A 26,155-nucleotide genomic window follows, 5' to 3' on the forward strand; every position below is an offset into this window, starting at 1 on the left:
AATAGTATGAAAAATTTTCCCCTTTCATTAATAACTGTGTTTATATTCAGTTTGTTTAGTCACGCACAAGATTCTTCAAAACCTTTTTCCTGGAGTTATGAAGGAAGTTATCAGGCTAATATCGAATCTTTTACTGGTGTTCCTTTTAAAAAACTAGCTAAAGAAGATGCCAAAAATGATTTAGATAAAAGTACACCTTGGCGATTTGGATATGATTTTGCCACTAATATAGACCCAGGTACTCATGGTGAGTATATTAATCTATCAAATGGTGATCGGGTATGGCGCGTTAGAATTCAGTCACCAGGTGCAAAAACGATAAATTTATTTTTTGATTGGTACAAGTTAGCAAAAGGCGCCAGGTTATTTGTTGCTGCCTATGACCAATCTGATAGGACAAAGGAACTTACTTATTTACAAAATAATCCTAATGACGCAATTGGGATTTGGCCAGTTAAAAGTGATGATGTTTGGGTTGAGTTGTATGAACCATCAGGCGTTGTAGGTCAATCTATATTGGAAATCGCAAACGTAGTTCATGGTTATAGAACAATAGGAGAATCACCAGACGCAAAAGCTTTAAATGACTCGGGATCCTGTAATCAAGATGTTGATTGTGATATAACACCACCAGGTGCTGATCCTTTTAACGTTAATCAGAAAAAGGAAGATGTTAAGAAAAGTGTAGCTATGATGGTAGTTGGGAATTCTGGAGTTTGTACAGGTTCGCTAGTCAACAATACAGCTCAAAATGGAGAACCATTATTCTTAACGGCAAATCACTGTGGTAATCAGGTATCAAGTTGGTCTTACAGATTTAATTGGCGTAGTGATAATCCATCTTGTGGAACTACTGCAAATAGTGGGAACGGAGGCTTTGATCAGACTGCTGTAGGTGCGACATTACTTATGAATAACTCTGGTAGTGATACTACTTTAGTTAGAATTACAGATGCTGGTTTCTTTAATTCTACCAATCCGCCAGATGTAGTTTGGAACGGTTGGAACCGATCTACAACCGCAACTCCTCAATTAAATTTTGGTGTTCATCATCCTAGCGGTGATATACAAAAGGCATGTCGAGACGATCAAGGAGCAACGAGAACTTCAACTTCATTCAATGGTAATGGTAATGCTCAAATGTGGAGAATTGCAGACTGGGATTTAGGTGTAACCGAGAGAGGTTCTTCGGGTTCACCATTATTTGATCAAGATGGTAGAGTTATTGGTGTTCTTTCAGGTGGATCTGCCGCGTGTGTAGGAACAAATGATAACGGTGGATTTGATATATATGGAAGATTTGGCGTTGCGTGGGATCAGGGTACAACAGCATCTACACGATTACGTGATTGGTTAGATCCAAATGGGACTGGTTCAGTTACACTCGATCAATATCCTCCAATTAATCAGTTTCCAATTGATGCTGCGGTTAGTTTGCAAAACGCGCCTCAGGTGGTTTGTGGATCTACCATTACACCAGATGTTGTTATACGTAATGCCGGTACACAACCGTTGACAAGTGTCGATATAGTTTATAATTTTAATAACGGAGGTAATACGACTATTAGTTGGACAGGAAACCTTAGTCAAAATGCAACGGCTGTAGTTTCTTTACCTAGTTTTACATTAAATTCAGGAAGTAATAATTTGTTTGTTAATTTAATTAATCCCAATAATTCAACAGATCCAAATGTGTCCAATAATTCAGTCGTAGCAAATTTCACGAGAGATTCATCTCAATCATTTGTGGCAAACAACTTTGTAACGTTTAATATTACTACGGATAATTATGCCAATGAAACTTCATGGGAATGTTTAGATAGTTCTGGAGCTATAGTTGCAAGTGGAGCAAGAGGATCGCTTCCAGCAAACGCTACAACTTATAGTCGTACTATTCCTATAGTGCAAGGTGAGTGTTACACTTTTACTATAAATGATTCACAAAGTGACGGGATTTGTTGTTCATTTGGTGTAGGAAGTTATAATCTGACTACGGATACAGGTACTGTTATAACAACAGGTGGACAGTTTGGCGCTAGTGAAACAACTAAATTTAATGTTACCGATACCAGTAGTGTAGATGATTCTTTAGAAGAAGCCCTGAAAATATACCCAAATCCTTCTTCTGGACTGTTCACGATAGAATTTTCTCAGAAATCTAGTTATTCGTTATATAACCTGTCTGGTAAATTAATAAAAACAGGTCCTTTAGACGATAATAGCTCAACATTAGATTTATCAAGTCTTTCTAATGGTATGTATTTTTTAAGTATTGAAGTAAATGATACTACGCTTACGCGAAAGCTTATAAAGAAGTAACGTATCAAAAGTAATTAAGTAATATAAACGTCTTGCAAATTGTACCTTTGCAAGACATTTTTGTTATGATAAAAAAGAGAGATATAAGGTCTTATACCAAAGAGGAGTTAAGAAAGTTCTTTGAGGAGAATGGTGAAAAAGCTTTTAGAGGTAACCAAGTGTATGAATGGTTATGGAAAAAAGGGGCTCACACTTTTGATGAAATGACAAATCTATCTAAGTCTACTAGAGTCTTTATGGATGAGCATTTTACCATCAATCACATTAAGGTTGACCACATGCAGCGCAGTAATGATGGAACTATAAAAAATGCGGTCAAATTACATGATGGTCTAGTAGTGGAATCTGTAATGATACCTACACCTACAAGAACAACAGCTTGTGTTTCTTCTCAGGTTGGTTGTAGTCTTAATTGTGAATTTTGCGCTACTGCAAGATTGAAAAGAATGCGTAACCTTAATCCTGATGAAATTTATGATCAGGTAGTAGCTATAGATAAACAAAGTAGAATTTATAATAATAGACCTTTATCCAATATCGTGTTTATGGGTATGGGAGAACCATTAATGAATTATAATAATGTTCTTAAGTCTATTGAAAAAATAACCGGAGACGAAGGTTTAGGTATGTCACCTAAACGGATTACTTTATCAACTAGTGGTATTCCAAAGATGATTAAAAAGCTGGCTGATGATCAGCCTAAATTCAATCTAGCACTCTCCTTGCACAGTGCAATCGATGAAAAAAGGACACAGATAATGCCTTTTAACGAACAGTTTCCTCTTGCAGATATTGCAGATGCTTTAAAGTATTGGTACAATAAAACAGGAACCAAGGTTACTTACGAATATGTTGTGTGGAAAGGTATTAATGATCAAAAAGAAGATGTTGATGCATTAGTCAATTATTGCAAAATAATACCTTGTAAGGTGAATATAATAGAATACAATAGTATTGATGATCCAAGATTTGAGCAAGCCTCACAACAAGCTTTAAATATGTATGAAAAGACACTTGAAGCTAATGGAATAGTTGTTAACGTACGTCGTAGTCGAGGTAAGGATATTGATGCTGCTTGTGGACAATTGGCTAATAAGGAATAATTAATTCTCAAGATTTAAGGATTGAATTCCAGAGTAGTTTATACTTAAACTCCGTGTTTTAAAACCGTTAGAGTACATTTTAAAATCTTGCTCATCCGTGCTTTCTTGATTAAAATCATATTCCCAAACAACTCTTTTGTCCATCGTCACTTCTCTGATAATATTACCGGCTGTGCTAGTTATTAATATGTTTCCATTTCTTAGTCTTTGACATCCTGAAGTTAGTTTTGACAAAATAGAATTAGAAGAATACTCCCAACTTACATTTGATGGTATGTTACCGATGTCTAGAACGTTTGGATAATTGCCGATTTCAGAAATATTTACGTTTATTGCCTTGACTGTTGAATATTCAACATTATCCAGATTATCAAAAACCAGAAAATTTTCGAATTGTCCATTACTCTTGAAAAATGAAGCGTCGTGTTGTCCTGTTATTTTTCTATCATTACTATTTCCTGTCTTAAAGTTTACAGGATTTCCCCATCTAAATAATATATCGCCTCCTTTGCCATAAGTTCCACCTAAGCTAGTCCTGGCCTCTTCGGTACTAGTACTGTGATCAATTATAAAGAATTCATTCAAAGTGCGACTGTTAATTATTATTTGATCAAATTCGGTGATATAATTAAGACTATTCACGTGTGTATAATTTTCTCCTCCAGCACCAAGATTTACATCAAATAACTCAGGATGGTCTGCGATATCGCCATAGTTGCTTCGATTCACATCAAAGTCTTGGATTATGTGGTCCCATAATGACCATTCCCAAATGATATTAGCCTGATTATTTCCTACTGGTTGTATTTCAATTACTTTATCAATAACTAACCTGTTGTCAAACAGTTTATTTGGATCTCTTCCAGCTTCCACGCACATATTAAAATCTATAACTTCCCAAACACTTGCTAGAATATTACCATTGGGTAATAGCGCTATGTCATGATGAAGAGCTTGAGTTGAATTATCTAAATGCCATTCCCAAACTAGTGCGTTATTTTTATCTATAATTTGTAATTTTCCAGTTTTACCAGGAATATTAATTCCATTATCCGCATTCGTGAATATACTTCTTAATACGGAACCGTCTTTCATCAAATAGGCCATGAGAACTTCGTCACCTTCATTTGACCACGACTGTTGTAATTTACCAGTTCGATCTATTAGATAGGTCGTGTCTTGTCTCATGGGCGTTATTAAAATATAATCATCCTCAAAATGATCGTTTTCATATACTGTGATAGCTTGATTAAGAGCTGGTTTTAAAATTTGATTATCGTCTTGATTGCAAGAAATTAAGGAGATTACTAAGATTAAAACGGTAATGTAGGAATATTTCATAGATATAAAAAAAAGCGCCCTTTTAAAGAGCGCTTTAAAAATACAAATAGTATTAGTTATTTTTTGATGAATTTGATTGATTGAGATCCATTATCACTTGAAGCTTTAATAATGTAGAAACCAGAATTCAGTTTAGATATATCTAGTGTTGAATCATTTAATGTTACATCTTTCATTAAATTTTGTCCTAATGCATTGAATATTTCAATATTATTTATAACTAATTCACTTTCAATTTCTAAGAAATTTTGTGCAGGGTTAGGACTGATTGTAAAAAAGTTAGCGTCTTTATCTTCAACTGAAGCGACATTTTCAGTTGTAAAAGACCATACAGGTTGATTTAATGCTTCTACACCATTGTTTGTTGGTACAACCTGCCAGTAATAAGTTGTGTTCCCAGTTAAACTCAGAAATCTAGCAGCAGTATTGGTGAATGTAGTAGTCAAATCGTTTAAAGTAGTAGGACTATCACCTAATCTTATTGTATATGCAGTTGGTTGTTGTCCACTAGGATCTTGCATCCAACTTATGTCTACGGCATTATCTGGATTTCCGTCGTTGTTTCCATCAGTAGTGTCTACTGTTACATTTACAGCGCCATCCGCAGGTGTTGGTCCAATCGCATTTGTTGGAGGAGTTCCAGAAGGAGTTTCAGTTGTAAAAGACCAAACTGGGTTATTGGTTGAACTACCGCTTCCATTGATAGCGACGATCGACCAATAATAAGTGGTGTTAAAGTTATTTCCTGTAATTCTTACGCTAGTTCCTGTAAAAGTAGTTGCTTGAGTAAGATTATTCAAAGCAGCAGGGTCAGTACCGTATAGGATATCATATTCAGTTGCTGGAGAGCCTGTAGTTGAAGGAACCCAAGTAAGTTGAACTGCATTATCAGCAGCACCATCGTTGTTATTATCTGCTGTATCAATAGTTACATTTGTTGCCATGTCAGCAGGAGTTGGCGTAGTTACTGAATTAGGCGGACCAGTTACAGGAACAAAACTAGCAGTAAAATCAAATGGAACCGTAGAAGACCATCTGTCTTCCCAAGCAATATAATAAGTTGTCCCACTTGTAACATTAAATGATCCAGTTGAAGTAAGGTTAGATGGGTAGCTCACATCATCGGTAAAACCTTCACAAACTAAACTTGAACATGATCCCGAATATACTGAGACTTGAGTATCTACGTTATTGTTTGCAGCTAAATCTGAACTTAAATTGAGCACACCATTTGCAGTAGCTGTATAAGAAAACCAAGCAGATCCCGTTGATTGTGCTGTATATCCTGTACAGTCAGGAGTAGCTACTGTAGTTCCATAGGCGGTAACTGTGTTGTTAGAAGTTAATGATATTGGTAAGGCGTTTGAACAATCGGATTGTGAAAAACCAATTGCGCTTAACAATAATAAGGTTAATAGAGTAATTTTTTTCATGAGTTAAGTTTTATTAATAATCGTTAAAAATAGGAACTTTAATTGAGAAACGGGTTCATTTTTAACTGACTTAACGTTAAAAAACATTAAACAAATTTTATTTTAGATTAAATGTCATTTCATAGGATAATCTGTAAAAACAAAAGTTCACTTTTATGAATTCTATAAATTAATTAGAGCTTTTCTTAATATTTTTGCATCCCATGAAGATTGTTGAGCAAATTAAACAACCCATAGGTCATGAAATGGAACTTTTTGAGCAAAAGTTCAGACTTTCTATGGCATCTCGTATTCCATTGCTCAATAGGATTACTCATTTTATTGTAAACCGTAAAGGGAAACAAATGAGACCCATGTTTGTTTTTCTAGTGGCCAAGATGATAGGTGGTGGACAAGTAAACGAACGCACTTATAGAGGTGCCGCGGTAATCGAACTTATTCATACCGCAACGCTAGTTCATGATGATGTGGTGGATGATAGCCTGAAAAGACGTGGTTTCTTTTCAGTAAATGCTCTGTGGAAAAATAAAATTGCAGTTCTAGTAGGTGATTATTTACTGAGCAAAGGATTGTTATTGAGTATTGATAACGAGGATTTTGATTTGCTTAAAATAATCAGTGTAGCTGTGAGAGAGATGAGTGAGGGCGAGCTCTTACAGATTGAAAAAGCAAGACGTCTTGATATTACCGAAGAGGTTTATTACGATATAATTAAAAAGAAAACCGCTACCTTAATAGCTGCATGTTGTAGTCTAGGAGCATGTGCAGTAGCCCCATCAAGCGACCATGTTGAGAAAATGCTCAAGTTTGGTGAACTTATAGGAACTGCTTTTCAAATCAAGGACGACCTCTTTGATTATGGGAACGAGCGTATAGGGAAACCTACGGGAATCGATATTAAAGAACAAAAGATGACCTTGCCACTCATTTACACATTAAATACTTGTAGTGCAGACAAGCGTAAATGGCTTATCAATTCGGTTAAACGCCACAACCGGGATAAAAAAAGAGTAAGAGAAGTGATTCAATTTGTCAAAGATCATGGCGGTCTGGATTATGCCATTAAAGCTATGTATCAATACAAGAATGCAGCTTTGGAGATTTTAAACACTTATCCAGATTCTGAGTACAAACAATCTTTACGCATGATGGTAGATTATGTGATTGATCGTAAAAAATAAGTATGAAGCTTTTTACGCTTTCGCGAAAGCGTAATTCAAATTATCCTTTTTTTAAAAACAAATCATACTACATTTAAGCAGGTATACCTTTTCATACTAATAGGTTACTCTATTAAAATGAGTACCTTTGCAAATGCTAAAAACAAGAGATGAGTATAGTTGCGATTGTAGGAAGACCGAATGTAGGAAAATCTACCTTTTTTAATAGATTAATACAGCGTAGAGAAGCCATTACCGATGCCGTAAGTGGTGTGACTCGCGACAGGCATTATGGTAAAACCGACTGGAATGGCCGTGAGTTTTCTGTAATTGATACAGGTGGATATGTAATAGGTAGCGACGATGTTTTTGAAGCGGAAATTGATAAACAGGTAGAGCTTGCAATTGATGAGGCTGATGCGGTCATTTTTATGGTAGATGCGGAAGATGGAATTACCAGCATGGATGAGGATGTTGCAAAAATTCTTAGAAAAGTTACAAAACCTATATTTCTTGTAGTAAATAAAGTAGACAACGTACAGCGCATTCAAGATGCGTATGAATTTTACGATTTAGGTCTAGGTGATTATTTCAATATCTCTAGTATAAATGGAAGTGGTACAGGTGATTTACTAGATGCTGTAGTTGAAAAGTTGCCAGAAAAGGAAGAAATTGAAGAGGAAGAATTACCTCGTTTTGCCGTTGTAGGTAGACCAAATGCTGGTAAATCATCCTTTATTAACGCTCTAATAGGTGAAGATCGTTATATAGTAACTGATATCGCAGGAACAACTCGTGATTCTATTGATACAAAATATAATAGATTTGGTTTTGAGTTTAATCTAGTAGATACTGCTGGAATACGACGTAAAAAGAAGGTTAAGGAAGATCTTGAGTTTTATAGCGTTATGCGTAGTGTAAGGGCTATAGAGCATTGTGATGTTTGTTTACTCGTTTTAGACGCAACAAGAGGATTTGACGGTCAGGTTCAAAATATTTTTTGGCTTGCAGAACGTAATAGAAAAGGGATAGTTATTCTGGTGAATAAATGGGACCTTGTAGAAAAGGAAACCAATACGATGCGAGATTTTGAAGCTCAAATTCGCCGTGAGATGGAACCTTTTACTGATGTTCCTATTGTTTTTATGTCGGTTTTAAACAAACAGAGAATTTACAAAGCGATTGAAACAGCTGTAGAGGTCTATAAAAACAGGTCAAAGAAAATAAAAACAAGCAAACTTAATGAGGTTATGTTGCCTATCATTGAGAACAGACCACCGCCTTCAACCAAAGGGAAATATGTTAAAATCAAGTTCGTAACCCAATTACCAACTCCACAACCCCAATTTGCCTTCTTTTGTAATTTACCACAATATGTAAGAGAGCCTTACAAAAGATATCTGGAAAATCAGTTGAGAGAACATTTTGATTTTACAGGAGTTCCAGTAAGCGTTTACATGAGAAAAAAATAAAAGGGCAATAGTTTGAATTAGTTTTCGTTTGTAAATTACATTTGCTATGAAACTAACCAATCATGAAAAATTTGCTATTTACGCTGGTATTGATGACCAGTGCAGTTCTATTTGCCCAAAAAATAGAAATTAAAGGAGTTGTATTGGACTCCTTGTCAAATACAGGTTTACAAAGTGCAACCGTATTTGCTGAAGCTAAAAAAGACGCTACCTTAATTGCCTACTCGATAACTGATGAAAATGGCGCATTTACTATAAGTGGTAACACAAGTGTCGATAGTCTAGTATTTTACGCCTCGTATCAAGGGTATAAAGAGTTTAGAAAAGAGCTCTTTATAAAGGATAACCGGGAAATAGATTTAGGACAAATCTCTTTAAGCAATCAAGTAGAAGAATTGGAAGGTGTGCTTGTAAATGCCAAAGCTGCCCCCATTCGAATTAAACAAGATACTTTAGAGTTTAATGCTGGATCATTCAAATCAAAAGAAAACGCTACACTAGAGGATTTACTAGAAAAATTACCAGGTGTAGAAATAGATAAAGATGGCACCATAAAGGTAAATGGTAAAAAGGTCAATAAATTATTAGTAAACGGAAAAGAGTTTTTTGGGAGTGATCCCAAAATTGCACTTAAGAATTTACCTAAGGAGATTATTGATAAAATTCAAGTAACTGAATCTAAGACAGAAGAACAAAAAATTCTCAAAGAGAAAAGTGATAACAATGAGGCAGAAATTAACGTTGTCATTGCCGAAGATAAGAACAAAGGTTTTTTCTCTAGATTCACTGCTGGCGCTGGAACTGATGAAAGATACTCCTTGAGTGGTATTGCTAATTATTTTAACAAGGATCTTCGTATCAGTGTGCTAGGAGCTGGTAACAATATAAATTCACCTGGTTTTAGCTTTGATGAAGTATTTGATGCAATGGGAAGTCAGGCATTCTCAATATCCAGAAGTTCAAACGGCTCCTTTGGTGTTAATGGATTCAACTTCGGTGGTAGTGGTGATGGTATTACTACTAGTCAAAGTGGCGGAATCAATATTTCTAATGACTGGGGTAAGAAGGTAGAATTAAGTGCAAATTATTTTTACGGAGGCAGTGAAACGATAAGCGCCACCCAATCTAGAAGAGAAACCTTTTTACCTGATCGTAGTTTTATCAATAATTCCTCAAATGATTCTAGATCAGACGGTTTTAATCACAGAATGCGTGCAGAATTAAAGGTTAGGCCAGATACTCTAACGACTATAACTTTTACACCTGAATTTAATTCGAGTCAAAATCAAAGTAATTCCAGTAGCAATTCAATTGCGTCAAATCCCGACGGAAGTATAATTAATGACGTGGAAACTTTAAGTTCCAACGATTCTGAGTCAACAAATTTCAGTGGGAACTTTTATGTTTTTAGAGGAACTTTAGGCAAAAAATGGAGTTTTTCAGCTAGTGGTAATTTATCCTTGAATAATTCTGACAATCTCAATGATTTTAATAGTACAAGGAATACTTTTGGATCTTCACCTAGCACTGAAATCCAAAATCAACTAATTGATCAGGAAAATAACATTAGGTCATATAGACTAGCACCCAAGATTAATTATAAGGTTCATGACTCATTAAGCTTTTTTACTGAGTATACCTATAGGAATCAAAATCAGGAAAATATACGAAGCGTATTTGATAGAGATTCGGGTACGAATTTATTTAATCAAGCACAAAGTACTGATCAGGAAATTAATACCTTGGAACAACGGGCCGTATTAGGAGGAAGATATAAGTTGGGCAAATACAGATTGAATCTTTCTACAGGTTTTATACGACAAAGTTTAGATAATAATGATGGTCTTAGATCATTTGACTTTGAAAAAGAATTTACTAATCCTTATTTGAACGCCAGGATTACTAAAAGTTTTGGAGAAAATGGTTATCTAAGTTTAAGCTTTAGGAATGATATTAGTCTACCAGCAGCAAATCAATTACAGCCTGCTGAAGATAGAACAAACCCTCAAAACATTATAATAGGTAATCCGGATTTGAATGCCATAAAAAATAATCGTGTGAATTTCTACTATAGCGATTATAACTGGAAAGAGCAATCTGGATTATATGCCGGTGGATCTTTAAACTTTGTAAACGATAGAGTTGTAGCAAGTACCATAACAGATGAAGATCTGATTAGGACGACAACTTATACCAATGTTGATGGTGTGTTTAATTCATATGTTTATGTGAGTTACAGCAAAAGTTGGAAAAAAGACAATTCAAAAATTAAAGTAGGATCAGGTCTAGATGTAGGTTATGATGAGAACAAAGGTTTTACACAGAATATCCTATTTACTACAAAAAGTACAAGAATTAACCCTAGAGTATATGTGAGTTATGATATTGATGATTTATTGGACGTAAAATTGTCCTATGATCCTAGTTTTAATAAAACTAAATTTGATAACGCGCCATTTCAAGAGCAAGATTTTACTAATCAACAAGTATCAATAGACCTAACTACATACTGGCCTAAAAAGGTCACTTTTGGGCTAAGAGGTGAGTATAATAAGTTTGGGAATATAGAAGCTGGGTTTGATGATGATTCCTTGATTCTAATAGGTAGCTTAGGTTACTCGTTTGCAAATGATAAGGCTAATTTTAAAGTTAAAGCCTATGATATTCTCAATCAAGTAATAGGTACAAGAAGAACAGTAGCTAGTGATTATGTTCAGGATACTAATACTTTAGTATTACAACAATACTTTATGTTTAGTTTTACTTATAAACTTTCAACTTTTACTAAGAAGAAATCGGAGAATTCAATCATTTTTATGGATTGATAACTAAGTAACATAAATAAGATATGGTACTAAGTTATCACAGCATATTATTGGGTTATTGATTAACTTGCGCGGTTAAATAATAAGCCCTGCAACGTTTCCCTATCATACGAGTAATTATTCCTGCCTACAATGAACAAGATTCGATAGGTCATGTGATAAAAGATATCCCAAAAATTGTGACAGAAGTTGTCGTTTGTAGTAACAACTCAAGCGATGATACCGTCCTAGTTGCTAGAAATGCTGGTGCTACTGTGGTTGAGGAGCCAAATCCTGGCTACGGAAATGCATGTTTAAAAGCAATGGACTACATCGCGCAATTAAATGAGCGCACAGATATTATTGTTTTTTTAGATGGTGATTATAGTGATTATCCAGAACAGTTAATTGAGCTAGTGAATCCTATAATAAACGACGATATTGATGTAGTAATTGGAGCTAGGGTTTCACATTTACGTGAAAAGGGAAGTATGACACTACCTCAAATATTTGGAAATTGGCTGGCAACTACCCTTATGAAATGGATGTTTGCAAGTAAATTTACAGACCTTGGCCCGTTCAGAGCTATCAAATATGATAAGCTATTAGCCTTGAATATGCAGGATAAAACTTACGGTTGGACTGTAGAATTACAGCTTAAGGCTCTAAAGAATAAATATACCTATTGTGAGATTCCTATGAATTACCGCAATAGAATAGGAGTGTCAAAGGTGTCAGGTACTGTTAAAGGTGCTATCTTTGCAGGCGTTAAAATTTTAACGTGGATTTTTAAATACGGTATTAGGAAATGATTTTTGAGTGGATATGTATTGTGATTTATTCTATAGCATTAATATTAATTATGCTTTATGCTTTTGCGCAACTCAATCTACTGGTTAACTACTTAAAAGCCCGTAAAAATCAAACAGATAACGATCCCGTTTTTGATTTGACAAACACTGCCGAGGTTCCATTTGTAACCATACAATTACCAGTTTTTAACGAAGCTTACGTTATGGAGCGATTGCTAGATAATATTGCTTTAATGGATTATCCTAGACATAAGTTAGAGATTCAAGTATTAGATGATTCTACGGATGAGACAGTTAAAACCACTGCAGCACATGTTGATAAACTAGCTGCAACTGGATTAGATATTAAACACATCACTAGAACAAATCGTGTTGGATTTAAAGCAGGAGCTCTTAAAGAAGGTTTAGAAATAGCAAAAGGTGAATTCATAGCGATTTTCGACGCAGACTTCTTGCCGGAGTCTGATTGGCTTAAAAAAACCGTTATCTATTTTAAAAATCCTGAAATAGGAGTAGTTCAAACTCGTTGGGGTCATTTGAATAGAGATTTTTCCATTTTAACTCAAGTTCAAGCATTTGCTCTCGATGCTCATTTTACTCTAGAGCAGGTTGGAAGGAATAGTAAAGGACATTTTATCAATTTTAATGGTACCGCAGGAATATGGCGTAAACAAACCATTATCGAGGCAGGAAATTGGGAAGGAGATACCCTAACCGAAGATCTAGATCTAAGTTATCGAGCGCAGCTCAAAGGTTGGAAATTTAAATATTTAGAGGATGTAACTACACCAGCAGAGTTACCTATTGTTTTAAGTGCTGCTAGATCACAGCAATTCAGATGGAATAAAGGCGGTGCCGAAAACTTTAGGAAAATGGCAAAACGAGTGGTGACCAACAAGTCACTATCTTTTAAGTCAAAAGTCCATGGTATATTACATCTATTGAATAGTACTATGTTTTTAAACGTACTTATAGTAGGTGTTTTAAGCGTTCCCATGTTATTTATTAAAAATACTTACGCTCACCTAGCGCCTTACTTTTATGCAATGAGCTTTTTTGTTCTCAGCTCAATTATCTTTTTTATATGTTATTGGTTCATGTATAAAAACACCTATGGTGGTGGTTTTAAAAACTTCATTTCCTACATTGGAATGTTTTTCACCTTTTTCTCGATTGCTATGGGATTCTCATTACATAATTCTATAGCTGTTATTGAAGGTCATATAGGTAAACGCAGCGAATTTGTGCGCACTCCAAAGTTTAATCTAGCAGCCGTAGGAAAAAATTGGAAATCCAATAAATATCTACGAAGAAACTTAAGTAAAAATCTAATTATTGAGTTTTTATTGATTCTATATTTTGCGTTTGGAATTGTTGCAGCTTTTTATGTAGGTGATCAAGGTGGAGACTTTGGATTACTTCCTTTCCATTTGATGTTAATGATTGGGTTTGGATTCGTTTTTATTCGCAGTTTAACAGATAAACAATAATGAAACGCCGTATTAAAAACGGTCTAGGTCTTACTACCATTATATGTTGCGTACTATACGCTTTTTTCTTTACGCTTTCGCGAAAGCAATTCTATCAACTAACAATTACATATATATTACTATTTATTGGTTTAGCCTGTTTTTGGTGGTTGTTTAAGGAATTTAATAGATCTTACTCTCAACTAGTCGATCAAGATAAAACACTCTTTCAAAAGCATAGAACTGCTATCCTGATAGGAACCGTAGGAGTTCTATTAAGATTAATGATTTGGGAAGTGACTCCCAATCTCTCTCAAGATTTTTTTAGATTTATATGGGATGGTCAAATGTTGCTTAATGGATATAATCCCTATTTATATATTCCAGATGAGATCATAGGCGAGGCATCGTCCTTTATTCCCAATGCCCAGGTATTAAGAGCTTACATGGGAGATTTAAGCGCTAGTCATTATACCAACTATCCGCCGCTTAATCAGTTTTTCTTTGCAGTTGCGGCTGCGTTAGGCGGTAAAAGTATAACGGCTACGGTTATTTTTATGAGGTTGTTCATTATTCTAGCCGATGTAGGAACACTTGTAATCATGGTTAAATTATTAAAACAACTGGGTAAACCTGATTACTATAGTCTGTTGTATTTCTTAAACCCTTTTGTCCTCGTGGAGTTGACAGGTAATTTACACTGGGAAGGTGTGATGGGCTTTTTTATGCTACTAGCGTTTTACTTATTATTAAAACTAAAAAAATGGTGGAGCGCCTTATTCATGGGATATGGAATATTATTAAAACTCATGCCTTTGTTGATATTACCTATATTACTTAATCGAACTAAGTTCAGTAAAATAATCCCTTATTATTTATTCATTTTAATTGTAGTAGGAATAGGATTTTTACCATTCTTGTCCATTGAGCTTTTTGATAAATACAGTAACAGTGTAGGCTTATGGTTTGGTAAATTTGAATTTAATGCCTCTGTTTATTATCTAGTTCGTGAAGTAGGTTATGGTCTTGTAGGTTACAATACTATAGGAACGATAGGGAAAATTCTACCTTTTTGTACTCTAATAAGTGTGTTACTTATTACATACTTTAGAAATAACCGCACACCAGTTGGTTTATTCACTAGTGTAATGTTCGCCTTTTGTTTGCATTTGCTCTTTTCAACCACCGTACATCCTTGGTATCTAGTAATACCCTTATTATTTAGTGTTTTTACCAAATATAGATTTATGGTAGTTTGGTCTGCTTTCATATTTCTAAGCTATTATGCCTATTCAAATTCTAATTATCAAGAGAATTTGTGGTTGATTGCTTTTGAATATGTGGTTGTAATAGGTTATTTCATTTACGAGTTATTTTATTTCTCCCGAAATCGGGAAAACACAACAAATGTGAATAAAAATGTATCTTTATACCGTTAAACCATCCATCAAATGAAAAAAATCATTATTGTTCTTTTGATTATAATAGTCGGTTTTCTAGCCTATGATTTCTATAAAGATTGGCGCCGATTGCATCCTGATAATGCAAATTATGAGGCAAGTGAAAAGATTGATATTACTTATCATGATGATAGCGTTTTATTTTCCTATTATGAAGCTATTGAAGATTTAAACTCCTATATTCAATATGAATGGAGTGTGAATGATGTAGATGTAATTAACCCATCAGATGACGATATAGAAACGCAACGCGCGATTAAAAAATATGCATCAAAACGAGCTTTAGTAAAATATCTGGAAAATAAACTTGAAAATAGTGCTCATTTAAAATCTGAGGGATGGACCAACGATGAAATCCAAAAGAAGGAACTAGGAATTACACAGCAACCTCAACCATCAAAAGTATTGCCGTTATATAAGAATATGCTAGTTGCTTTTCCCAAAAATGAATTGAAAACTGGTAGTCGAGGAGTACTTGTCTATGAGGTTCAAAAACTTCTCAACAAGGCACTGAAAGATAGTATTGTAGTTGACGGTGTTTATAGCACTGTCACTACACAAGCTGTAAGTAAATTCGAGTCAGCACATAGCTTATTTCCTGACGGACAGCTCGATGCGCTGACTCTCGAAAAACTTGTTGAGGTTACGACAACATCTGTAAATTAATCACTTCTTGTTGAGTAAGCTTTCTATAGTGGCCTCTAGGTAGGTCTTTTTTGGTTAAACCGTGAATCATAACAACATCCATAGAGGATACTGAGTAATCTAAACTCTCAAAGATCTCTTTTACAATACTTTCCTTATTTATGGAAAGCTCTATACCAATTTCGTTACTGCGACCGTTTTCAATGTAATTGATATCATTAACATGAATCTCTTGTCCATCGATAATAAGTCCTTCACGAATTTTTAGAAGGTCAGCATGTTTCAAACTACGTTCTAACGTGACTTGATATAATCTCTTTAGTTTTAGGTTAGGATTATTAAGTTTATTGGCCATTTTAATATCTGTGGTAAATATCATTAGTCCTAATCCAGTTCTATTAAGTTTACCTACATGATGTAGGTGGTATCCACTTGCATTGCGCATTAAATCATCAACTGTTTTAGAAGCCTTATCTCCTTTGTTAGCCGTAATAAATCCTTTTGGTTTATTTAGTAGGTAATACTCATTCCTTCTAGGAGTGATAGATTGGCCATCAAATTTCACGTGATCGTCTGGCTGCACTCGATAACCCATTTCTGTAACAGGTTTGTCATTAACAAAAACACTACCAGCTGCAATAAACACATCGGCTTCTCTACGACTACAAATTCCAGAATTGGCTATGTATTTGTTTAAACGAATACCTTTTGTATCGTCGCTAGTTGAGGAACTTTCGTTTTTCTTGCGTTTTATGTACTGTTTTTTAGTAACAGGTTTTCCTGTTCTAGATGTGCCTATAATTTGATTTTTACCACCGCGAGTGTTGCGTGTAGATTTGCTTTTAGAATTACTATTAGCTGGTCCCTTACGTCCTCCTTTTCCCTTATTCATCTCTGCTATTTTTTTGCAAAGATAATATTTTGAAAGACCTGTGCTTGAGAGAGATGAATTTATTTAAATTTTATGGTCGACTGCCTATCTCTGTTCACATGTAATTGAGTGACGTCTGGTCTAGAGTAATGTCCAACTGCATCAAAATTTTGACGTTCTTCATAAACACGGTGAAGGTCTAGAGTAGCCGTTATTAACTCTTCATTCCCAACTTGTGGTTCAATAATCCATTCCCCATCTGGTCCTGCGATACAACTACCACCGTTGGCTAGTACTTCAGGAGCATTTGTTAGAATTTCATCTAAATAAGGAGTGTTTTCTGGAAAATCAGATTTAAACATTGTACTCGCAACACTTAAAACAAAGGTGCGTCCTTCTCTTGCGATGAATCTGGTAATGTCTTTAGTATTGTGGTCACTGCCAGGCCAACAAGCTACGTGTAAATTAGTGCCTTGTGCGTACATCGCAGCTCTAGGAAGTGGCATCCAATTTTCCCAACAGTTTAAACCACTTACCGTAAAATCTTTCAATGGGTGAGTTACTAATCCATTACCATCACCTGGTGCCCATGTCAACCTCTCGTCATAGGTAGGTTGCAATTTACGGTGCACGCTTTGTATTAAACCTTCTTGATTGATGTAAACAAAGCTTGCATATAAACTATGGCCGCCACGATCTTCCGGTCTTTCTATTATTCCTAAATAAATTGCCATTTTATTCGCTTTCGCGAAAACGCATACCTCATCTAGCTCTCCTTTTTCTATACAAATTGCGTTTAAACTGTAGTGTCTATGCAGTTCTTTGACAATCTTTTTATTCCAAGCAGCCCCATCGGTAAGTGCTAGCCAAAATGGATATCCTGGTAATAAGCCTTCTCCAAAAGCTACTAGTTCTACTTGCTGATTTTTTGCTTGCTCCAGCGTATTCAATATTTTTTTTAACGTAGCTTTTTTATCAAGCCATACAGGGCTTATTTGCGCTAGTCCTACTTTTATTTTTGAATTACTCATTATATGAAGTCCTTTAATCTATTTATTATGGCTGGTAAGTCAATTAATAATATTGAAAATACGCCTACGCCAATTATAACTTTGAGAATAAAATGGATTAATAAATATTCCCGCTTTCTTTTTGAAGACCATAATAAGGGTAAACATACCAGTAGAGCTCCAGCAACCATCGCAAAATAATACTTCATGTCACCTACATTGTAGGTGGTTATAAGAATGGATGCTGGGATAATTGCTATGAATGTAAGAAAGGTATAAAAGGTTTTACTCGTTTTAATTCCTAAAACAACAGGAATAGTGTGATAGTTTTGAGCTAGGTCACCACGTAAATTTTCTAGGTCCTTAATAAGTTCACGCATTCCCAAAATCAAAAACAAAAAGGACCCATGAATAAGAATCACTGGTAAGAAATTACGATAATACATGAAAAGAACGAAAAATGGACTTATGGATAACAATGCCGCCATCAAATTACCTAGAAATAAAATTCTTTTGAGTTTATGTGAGTACAACCACATGGCAAAAATATAAAATGCAAAAAATGCCCCAGCACGCCACGAGACGATCGAGCCTAACAAAAAGGCAATGGCATTAAGAGTAAAATACACAGACCATAACGTTGATCGACTTACCTGATTTTCTAATAAGGTTTTTTGAGGTCTATTGATTAAATCCTTTTCCCGGTCGTAAAAGTTATTTATAATGTAGCCACTGGCAATGGCGCTAGCACTAGCTAAAATAAGGAGCCACAATTTATAGTCTAGCAAAAGACTTTTTACTGGCAATTCTGGAGCGATGATAAAAATACTAGCCAGTAATTGTGCTACCGCTATTAGCCCCACGTTGTACAACCTCACCGTACTGAAAAGGCTTAACGATTTAACCAATAACGTGCGCAAACTTTGTTTGTTCCTAGATTGATATGATTGTTCCAGATTCACAGTTCGAATTTACAGACAAATTATCACAACTGTGTTAATACTTATTCAATTAGGGTTAATGGTCGTAGCTCATCCTGTGTGCATCTAGTTTTACAAATACAAAGAGTAATACGGTAAAGCCCCATAGACCACTTCCTCCATAGCTTACAAAGGGTAGTGGTATTCCTACAGTAGGCAATAGCCCTAGCACCATGCCTATATTCACAAAAAAATGAATAGTAAAAATACCGGCGACACCATAACCGTAAACTCGAGCAAATTGATTACGCTGTCTTTCGGCCATTATGACTAGTCTGTAAATAAGTGCCATGAATAATAACACTACGGCACTAGCACCTACAAACCCTAATTCCTCGGCTATAGCGGTGAATACAAAATCTGTATGCTGCTCTGGGACGTAACCACCTTGTGTTTGAGATCCTTTAAGTAAACCGGTTCCTGTCCATCCACCATGTCCTATAGTAATAAGACTTTGGTTTAAATTATAACCTATTCCTTTATTGTCTTCCACACGTCCTAGAATAATATCAATACGATTACGATGTCTATCGCTTAGTACGTTTTCAAATACAAACTGTGTGGAAAACGTATAACCAATTGCAAGAAATGCAGTAATTATATACAACCATTTACGTGGTGGAGCGAGTCGTTTTTTATGTTTACGCTTTCGCGAAAGCAAGTACATAACTACAACAACAACTAGTACACTTATCGAAACTAGTATAGGTCCTATTGCAAGTGCACCTACAAAAAGTCCTACCGCTAGTAAGCCCAATGTGAGAAACCATAAAGACAATCCCTCACGATATAAAGTAAAGAAAAACGCGGAATATACTAAAGCACTTCCAGGATCAGGTTGCGGGATTATAAGTAGTGGTGGCAATAGGATAATTCCTCCTACAATTAATAAATGCTTTTTGTTTTTTAGAGTTACATTGAGCTGGCTTAGATACTTGGCTACTGCTAGTGCCGTAGCAAATTTTGCAAATTCACTAGGTTGTAAACCAACACTTCCAAAGGAATACCAAGATCTGGCGCCGCTTATTTCTTTTCCAAATACAAAAAGACCTAACAAGGAAAGCATCGAGACGACATAAATAACACCTGCAAAGCGTTCATAAAACTTAGGCTCTATAGCTAAAATAATAACGATAAGAAGCAGGGCTAGGGCAATCCAAATGAATTGTTTACCGTACTCAACATTCATATCCCAGATACTGGAATACGTTTCAACATTAACACTAGAGTAAATCGCTAGCCATCCTATAGTAATTAAACCTAGAAAAATGAAAATAGTGTAAAAATCGTATTTAGGTTTGTCTCCTATTCTCATTATTTAAGTAAGCCATTGTCCGGAGCATATATGTGTTTATTCTCCTCTGTAATTAAACCTCTATCTACCGCTTCATTAATAAGAAATTCTTCACCGCTGTAGGGTTTTGCATACTCATATTCCAAACTATGAGTAAGTAAATATTGTTCTAAATCTGTTCTGGTAATTTCGCCTTTGATGTGTTTTTCAATCATTAAACTGGCAATTTTAGCAGCATATCTTGAACCCCAATATCCATTCTCTACAAAAACTGCAATCGCTATTTGTGGATCGTCTTTTGGAGCAAATGCAATAAAAACAGAATGATCTGTAAGTTGTTTCGTTTTTCCATCAATTCGCATTTTGTTCTCAACCGTTCCAGTTTTTCCACAAATTTCTATACCTGGAATTTGTGAGTATTTTGCAGTTCCACTTTTATACACCTCGCTCATTCCTTCAATTACGGGTTCAAAATGTTCGGGACTTATAGTGGTATATCTTTTAGTTGTGTAGTTTTCCTCTGTGATAGGGTTTCCATTAATTTTTTTAATGATATGTGGTGTGTAAAAGTATCCTCTATTAGCAATTGCAGCTGTCATATTTGCGAGCTGAATAGGAGTAGCTTCAACTTCTCCTTGTCCAATTGCATTTGATATTGTGGTAGGAGCATACCACTTAAACTTATAGTTGTTGTTATAGAACTCGCCGTCTGGAATTCTACCGGCGCGACCTACTGGTAGGTCATAACCTAAATAATCTCCCAAACCAAAACTAGAAATATGCTTGTTCCAATTATTCATTCCAGCCGTTGGAGAACTTTCTTTTTCTATAATTCTTCTATATACTTGAGCAAAATAGGAGTTACAACTTTCTGCTATTCCTAACTCCATGCCCAGTGGACTGCGATGATAATGGCAACCTAAAGGTTTACGTCCACCGTAATCATACCCGTGATTACACCTTAATTTTTCGTTAGGTCTAATTACTCCTTCTTCTAGACCTACAAGTGCGTTTAAGACTTTGAAAGGTGATCCAGGTGCATATTGTGCCTGTAGAGCACGATTAAAATCAGGAAGTCTTATGGTGTCTCGTAAGATCGCATTTATATTTTTTGATCGATCTCTACCCATCAGAATACTTGGGTCGTAATTAGGGGCAGTTATTAAGCTAAGAATTTCACCTGTCTTTGGTTGTATAGCGACAATTCCACCTCGCTTATTCTTCATTAAAAGTTCACCATAAGCTTGAAGATCATTGTCTAGAGTTACAGTAAGATCACTACCTGCTACTGTTTCTATATCATATTTCCCATTTTCATACGATTCTAACTCTCGACCGTAAACATCACGGCGGTATATTTTTTTACCTTTAATTCCTCGCAATGTATCCTCATATTGAAGTTCGATTCCACTTTTACCGGCAAGGTCTCCTAGGTCATAGTATGGGTCTTTTTTAATCTTTGAAGTGTTTACCTCTCTTATATAACCTAAAACACTTGCGCTATGATCTACAAGGTATTTTCTTAACGATCTACGTCTTACGAAAAATCCCTTATACTTTCTTAGTTGTTCTTGAACAGGAGCATATTCCTCTTGAGTAAGTTGTGGTATGATAACACTGGGCTTGCGAGTAGACCAGCTTTTGGCCTTGTTTAATTGATTGAGAAGTCTATTGGTGTCAATCTTAAGTAATTTACATAGGGCTAAAGTGTCAAACTCTTTGACTTCTCTAGGTGTTACCATGATATCATAAGCTACCTGATTACCTACCATTAATTCTCCATCGCGATCATAAATAAAACCACGCTCTGGGTAATCATAAATTACCTTTTGTGCATTTTCAACTGCTTTTTGCTTATAGCTGTCAGTAGAGATTTGTAAATAAAAAAGCCTAGCGATAAACACTATTCCAATTACGGTTACTAGAAATAAAAGAAGTAGTTTTTTCATCTTACAACCTTAGGTTTTACTAAATATATTACTAGCAAGGATATAAGTAGGCTTAAGCCACCTATAGCAAACGTGTCTTTAACGGCCATGAGTATATGACTCATGTTAAAATATATAAGATTGAAAAATATAAAATGATGTATCAGTATTCCAAGAATCAGTAGTAGTAATAATCGATCAAAATTAGATTGAATTATTTTTAAATTTTTCATTTTATAACTTTCTCCATATATAATACGTAAAAGAAACGGTCTCGAAAAAGCTAAAACCAGGCATGATGTGGCGTGTGCGCCACCGGTGTCTTGAAAAGTGTCTATAAATAATCCCAGAAAAAAAGCAGCAATTAAATAAAGCGCTCTATTATGTTCTACAGGATATAGTAACAGGATGATGACATAGATGATAGGATTAATAAACCCTAAGAAGTACACATGATCCAATACAAAAACTTGTAAGAACAATATTAGCAGTATTGAAAAAGCGGTATATATACTTTTTTTAGTCATTTAGTCCGAGTGTGTCAATTTCCTTTAATTGAGGTAAAATTTTGTTTTTAACCACATATACATAACCTAAATCAGTTAGGTCATTAAAAAGTTGTACATCGATTTTATACTTGGCTCCATTATCGATAAGCTCAGCTTTTTTAATAGTGCCTATTTCTATATTAGGTGGGAATAAAGTGGATTGCTTACCTGTGATAATGGTATCGCCTTTTTTAACTTGTGCAAGTCTGGGAACATCTTCTAAGCTTAGGTAATAGGGATCCTGTCCATTCCATTTTAAAGACCCGATAACATTACTTCCCTTGATTTGTGCATTAATTGAAAGATCAGAGCTCAAAACAGATATTACTCTAGAATAATTGGAATTGGACCTATCAATTATACCGATGATACCTTTGTCTGTAATGACACCCATATCTGGTTCAATTCCATTTTCCTCACCTATGTCTAGGGTTAAATAATTATCCTTTTTGAGAAAACTATTTTTAATAACTTTTGCAGGTATTACTGTATAAGTTGATTGTGCAATAACTGTAGTTGTATCGATTCTTAAAGTATCTGCTTTCAGACCGTCAAGTAACATTCTAAGTTTTGCATTTTCATTTGCAAGTTCTTGATTTACTTGTTTCAGATTAAAATAGTCTGCAACAGACTGTTTTGAACTTAAAGCTCCGCCAGTAAAGTTGCCGCTAGAATGAATAAATTGATACCTAGTATAGTCGTGTGACTGTACAGTTAAACTGATTGATACAACAAGTAAAAACAGGAACAGCAATAAATTTCTGTACTTAATCAGAAAGTTAATAATTTGCTGCATAGGTTATAATATGTCTATCCTGCTAGAACAGTTTTATATTTATCTAGATTTTTTAATGTAAGTCCTGTACCGCGTACCACTGCTCTTAGAGGATCTTCTGCAATGTATACAGGAAGATCGGTTTTTTGAGATAGACGTTTATCCAGTCCTCTAAGCATCGATCCTCCACCAGCAAGATAAATACCAGTATTATAGATATCGGCTGCTAGTTCTGGAGGAGTTTGAGATAAAGTTTCCATCACAGCATCTTCAACACGTAGGATTGATTTATCAAGTGCTTTGGCAATTTCACGATAAGAGATCTTAACTTCTTTTGGTCTACCCTTGATTAAGTCACGACCTTGCACGCTCATTTCCTCTGGTGGAACTTCTAAATCCTCGGTAGCTGCACCTATTTGAATTTTTATCTTTTCTGCAGTGCGTTCACCTACATAAAGATTATGTTGTGTGCGCATGTAGTAAACGATATCGTTGGTGAAAACATCACCTGCGATTTTTACCGATCGATCACAAACAATTCCTCCTAGAGCAATAACCGCAATTTCAGTTGTTCCTCCACCTATATCAACGATCATGTTTCCTTTAGGTTGCATGATATCAACACCTATACCTATAGCTGCTGCCATTGGTTCGTGAATAAGGTAAACTTCCTTACCATTTACACGTTCGGCACTGTCTTTAACCGCACGCATTTCAACTTCGGTTATCCCAGATGGGATACAAATCACCATTCTTAACGATGGGGTAAAAAGTCGTTTCTTAAGTGCAGGGATTTCTTTGATAAACATCGAAATCATCTTTTCAGAGGCATCAAAGTCTGCAATTACACCATCTTTAAGCGGCCTAATGGTTTTGATATTTTCATGAGTTTTACCTTGCATCATGGCTGCTTCCTTACCTACGGCTATGATTTTACCCGTAGTTCTATTTCTAGCAACAATAGATGGACTGTCCACAACAACTTTACCATTGTGTACAATTAAAGTATTTGCCGTACCTAAATCAATGGCAATATCTTCAGAGAGAAAGTCAAAAAATCCCATATAAACCTCAGAGGAATAAGTTAATAAGCGTCACCTACAAATCTAATCAAATAATTAGTGTTTAAAGTGTCTAGTACCTGTAAATACCATTGCAATACTATTTTCATTGCAATAATCGATTGAAAGTTGGTCTTTTATGGATCCGCCTGGTTGTATAACAGCCTTAATACCAGCATTATCTGCGATTTCTACACAATCAGGAAATGGAAAAAATGCATCACTAGCCATAACAGCACCATCAAGATCAAAATTGAAGCTACCGGCTTTATGAATAGCTTGATTAAGAGCGTCTACTCGTGATGTTTGACCAGTACCACTTGCACATAACTGCTTTCCTTTTGCAAGAACAATTGTGTTTGATTTTGTGTGTTTACAAATCTTTGAAGCAAATAATAAATCTTCAATTTGCTCTTCGCTTGGGCTTATTGTAGTTGCAGTTTTTAGATCTGCTTTTTGATCTGTCTTAATATTTGGATCCTGTACTAGATAACCGTTTAATGAAGCTCGTATCTCAAGTGTGTTGTGATCACGCTTTCGCGAAAGCGCACCATCTACAAGCTCTAGTAATATTCTATTTTTCTTGCCTTTAAGTATCTCCATAGCGTCCTCATCAAAAGAAGGAGCTATAACTACCTCACAAAAAAGCTGGTGTATTTCTTCGGCTGTTGCTTTGTCAATATTCGTATTTGCGATTAAAATACCACCAAATGCGCTCACAGGATCACCAGCAAGTGCATCAACATAAGCTTGATGAATAGTGTCGCGTTGTGCAACTCCACAAGCATTGTTATGCTTAAAAATCGCAAATGTAGGGGCATCATGCTCAAATTCACTCATAAGATTCACAGCGGCATCAACGTCTAGTAAGTTGTTGTAGGATAGCTCTTTACCGTGGTGTTTGGTAAACATCTCGTTAAAGTTGCCATAGAACCAACCTCTTTGATGCGGGTTTTCTCCATATCTCAATGGCATGACAGTAGGTTCACTTATCTTAAGAGCTTTATCTATAGAGTATCCAGAAAAATAATTGTAAATAGCACTGTCGTAGTGTGAAGAGACATTGAAGCAATTCGTTGCAAATCGCTTGCGTTGTTTTAAGGTAGTAACCCCATTACCTTCTTCTAATACCTCTAATAGAGCTGTATAATCCTGAACGGTTCCTACGCATAAAGTGTCTTTATAATTTTTGGCACCTGCTCTAATTAAAGAAATTCCGCCTATATCAATTTTTTCTATAATATCTTGTTCACTTGCGCCACTTGCTACCGTTTTTTCAAAAGGGTATAGATCTACTACTACAATGTCAATTTGTGGTATGTCAAATTCTTTAATTTGAGCAACGTCGTTTTCATTGTCACGGCGATTTAAAATCCCTCCAAAAACTTTAGGGTGTAAAGTTTTTACACGACCGCCTAAAATAGATGGGTATGAGGTAACATCTTCAACAGGAACTACAGGAATTCCAAGGTCTGTAATAAATTTTTCAGTACCACCGGTTGAATAAATAGTGATACCTAATTCATTCATTTTTTGAACAATAGGTTCTAGTCCTTCCTTGCTGAATACGGAAATTAATGCGCTTTTTGCAGTGATATTACTCATGTTGTGTTGGGGTTATTTAAACAAGTTGCAAAAGTAATTCAACTCATTCATTTTGAACTCCATTA

Annotated in this window: 20 protein-coding genes; 9 read left to right on the plus strand and 11 right to left on the minus strand. The window is 35.4% G+C overall.

The window, feature by feature from the left end; genetic code table 11:
• Positions 1 to 6 precede the first annotated feature (6 nt).
• Positions 7 to 2,319, plus strand: coding sequence for a T9SS type A sorting domain-containing protein (locus I5168_RS05420; protein WP_431472633.1), 2,313 nt, complete (start codon positions 7 to 9; stop codon positions 2,317 to 2,319).
• Between the two features lie 65 nt (positions 2,320 to 2,384).
• Entirely contained in the window at positions 2,385 to 3,422 is a 1,038-nt protein-coding gene (gene rlmN, locus I5168_RS05425) for a 23S rRNA (adenine(2503)-C(2))-methyltransferase RlmN (protein ID WP_431472634.1), read from the plus strand.
• Here rlmN and I5168_RS05430 read toward each other — a convergent pair whose 3' ends face one another.
• A complete protein-coding gene (locus tag I5168_RS05430) occupies positions 3,423 to 4,763 on the minus strand; it encodes an aryl-sulfate sulfotransferase (RefSeq protein WP_431472635.1) in 1,341 nt (446 codons plus the stop codon).
• 56 nt (positions 4,764 to 4,819) lie between these two features.
• Entirely contained in the window at positions 4,820 to 6,196 is a 1,377-nt protein-coding gene (locus tag I5168_RS05435) for a T9SS type A sorting domain-containing protein (protein WP_105018046.1), read from the minus strand.
• A gap of 203 nt (positions 6,197 to 6,399) precedes the next feature.
• On the opposite strand from I5168_RS05435, the gene I5168_RS05440 reads away from it, so the two are divergent.
• The 7 genes from I5168_RS05440 to I5168_RS05470 all read left to right on the plus strand — a co-directional run bounded on the left by I5168_RS05440 (position 6,400) and on the right by I5168_RS05470 (position 16,039).
• Positions 6,400 to 7,377 (plus strand): polyprenyl synthetase family protein, encoded by a 978-nt coding sequence (locus I5168_RS05440; RefSeq protein WP_105018047.1) that lies wholly within the window; start codon positions 6,400 to 6,402, stop codon positions 7,375 to 7,377.
• 149 nt (positions 7,378 to 7,526) lie between these two features.
• The gene (der, locus tag I5168_RS05445; RefSeq protein WP_431472636.1) at positions 7,527 to 8,828 is read left to right on the plus strand and encodes a ribosome biogenesis GTPase Der; all 1,302 of its coding nucleotides are present in this window, start codon (positions 7,527 to 7,529) and stop codon (positions 8,826 to 8,828) included.
• A gap of 62 nt (positions 8,829 to 8,890) precedes the next feature.
• Complete coding sequence (locus I5168_RS05450; RefSeq protein ID WP_431472637.1) at positions 8,891 to 11,653, plus strand: outer membrane beta-barrel protein; 2,763 nt, start codon at positions 8,891 to 8,893, stop codon at positions 11,651 to 11,653.
• Positions 11,654 to 11,742: 89 nt separating this feature from the next.
• Positions 11,743 to 12,444 (plus strand): glycosyltransferase family 2 protein, encoded by a 702-nt coding sequence (locus tag I5168_RS05455; protein ID WP_431472756.1) that lies wholly within the window; start codon positions 11,743 to 11,745, stop codon positions 12,442 to 12,444.
• A complete protein-coding gene (locus tag I5168_RS05460; protein ID WP_431472638.1) occupies positions 12,441 to 13,934 on the plus strand; it encodes a cellulose synthase family protein in 1,494 nt (497 codons plus the stop codon). The genes I5168_RS05455 and I5168_RS05460 overlap by 4 nt, the downstream gene beginning before the upstream one ends.
• Positions 13,934 to 15,352 carry a glycosyltransferase 87 family protein gene (locus I5168_RS05465; RefSeq protein WP_431472639.1) on the plus strand — a complete coding sequence of 473 codons (1,419 nt, stop codon included), beginning with the start codon at positions 13,934 to 13,936 and terminating at the stop codon, positions 15,350 to 15,352. The genes I5168_RS05460 and I5168_RS05465 overlap by 1 nt, the downstream gene beginning before the upstream one ends.
• A gap of 36 nt (positions 15,353 to 15,388) precedes the next feature.
• On the plus strand, positions 15,389 to 16,039 hold the full coding sequence (locus I5168_RS05470; protein WP_431472640.1) for a peptidoglycan-binding domain-containing protein: 651 nt from the start codon (positions 15,389 to 15,391) through the stop codon (positions 16,037 to 16,039).
• On the opposite strand, the gene I5168_RS05475 is transcribed toward I5168_RS05470, so the two are convergent.
• Genes I5168_RS05475 through purH form a run of 9 tightly spaced genes read right to left on the minus strand, consistent with a single transcriptional unit; the run spans position 16,017 to position 26,090 of the window.
• The gene (locus I5168_RS05475) at positions 16,017 to 16,910 is read right to left on the minus strand and encodes a pseudouridine synthase (protein WP_042279603.1); all 894 of its coding nucleotides are present in this window, start codon (positions 16,908 to 16,910) and stop codon (positions 16,017 to 16,019) included. The genes I5168_RS05470 and I5168_RS05475 overlap by 23 nt on opposite strands.
• A 59-nt stretch (positions 16,911 to 16,969) precedes the next feature.
• Complete coding sequence (locus I5168_RS05480) at positions 16,970 to 17,920, minus strand: carbon-nitrogen hydrolase family protein (RefSeq protein WP_431472641.1); 951 nt, start codon at positions 17,918 to 17,920, stop codon at positions 16,970 to 16,972.
• Complete coding sequence (locus tag I5168_RS05485) at positions 17,920 to 18,861, minus strand: geranylgeranylglycerol-phosphate geranylgeranyltransferase (RefSeq protein ID WP_431472642.1); 942 nt, start codon at positions 18,859 to 18,861, stop codon at positions 17,920 to 17,922. The genes I5168_RS05480 and I5168_RS05485 overlap by 1 nt, the downstream gene beginning before the upstream one ends.
• A 55-nt stretch (positions 18,862 to 18,916) precedes the next feature.
• The gene (rodA, locus tag I5168_RS05490) at positions 18,917 to 20,194 is read right to left on the minus strand and encodes a rod shape-determining protein RodA (RefSeq protein WP_105018056.1); all 1,278 of its coding nucleotides are present in this window, start codon (positions 20,192 to 20,194) and stop codon (positions 18,917 to 18,919) included.
• Positions 20,194 to 22,122, minus strand: coding sequence for a penicillin-binding protein 2 (gene mrdA / locus I5168_RS05495; protein ID WP_431472643.1), 1,929 nt, complete (start codon positions 22,120 to 22,122; stop codon positions 20,194 to 20,196). Before mrdA ends, rodA begins: the two co-directional genes overlap by 1 nt.
• Positions 22,119 to 22,628 carry a hypothetical protein gene (locus tag I5168_RS05500; protein WP_431472644.1) on the minus strand — a complete coding sequence of 170 codons (510 nt, stop codon included), beginning with the start codon at positions 22,626 to 22,628 and terminating at the stop codon, positions 22,119 to 22,121. Before I5168_RS05500 ends, mrdA begins: the two co-directional genes overlap by 4 nt.
• The gene (mreC, locus tag I5168_RS05505) at positions 22,621 to 23,445 is read right to left on the minus strand and encodes a rod shape-determining protein MreC (RefSeq protein ID WP_431472645.1); all 825 of its coding nucleotides are present in this window, start codon (positions 23,443 to 23,445) and stop codon (positions 22,621 to 22,623) included. The genes I5168_RS05500 and mreC overlap by 8 nt, the downstream gene beginning before the upstream one ends.
• A 14-nt stretch (positions 23,446 to 23,459) precedes the next feature.
• Positions 23,460 to 24,488, minus strand: a complete 1,029-nt coding sequence (locus I5168_RS05510) for a rod shape-determining protein (RefSeq protein ID WP_042279614.1) — start codon at positions 24,486 to 24,488, stop codon at positions 23,460 to 23,462.
• 54 nt (positions 24,489 to 24,542) lie between these two features.
• Positions 24,543 to 26,090, minus strand: a complete 1,548-nt coding sequence (gene purH / locus I5168_RS05515; RefSeq protein ID WP_431472646.1) for a bifunctional phosphoribosylaminoimidazolecarboxamide formyltransferase/IMP cyclohydrolase — start codon at positions 26,088 to 26,090, stop codon at positions 24,543 to 24,545.
• Positions 26,091 to 26,155: the final 65 nt, after the last annotated feature.

The sequence above is a fragment of the Nonlabens sp. SCSIO 43208 genome (assembly GCF_050703575.1).
GTDB lineage: Bacteria > Bacteroidota > Bacteroidia > Flavobacteriales > Flavobacteriaceae > Nonlabens > Nonlabens tegetincola.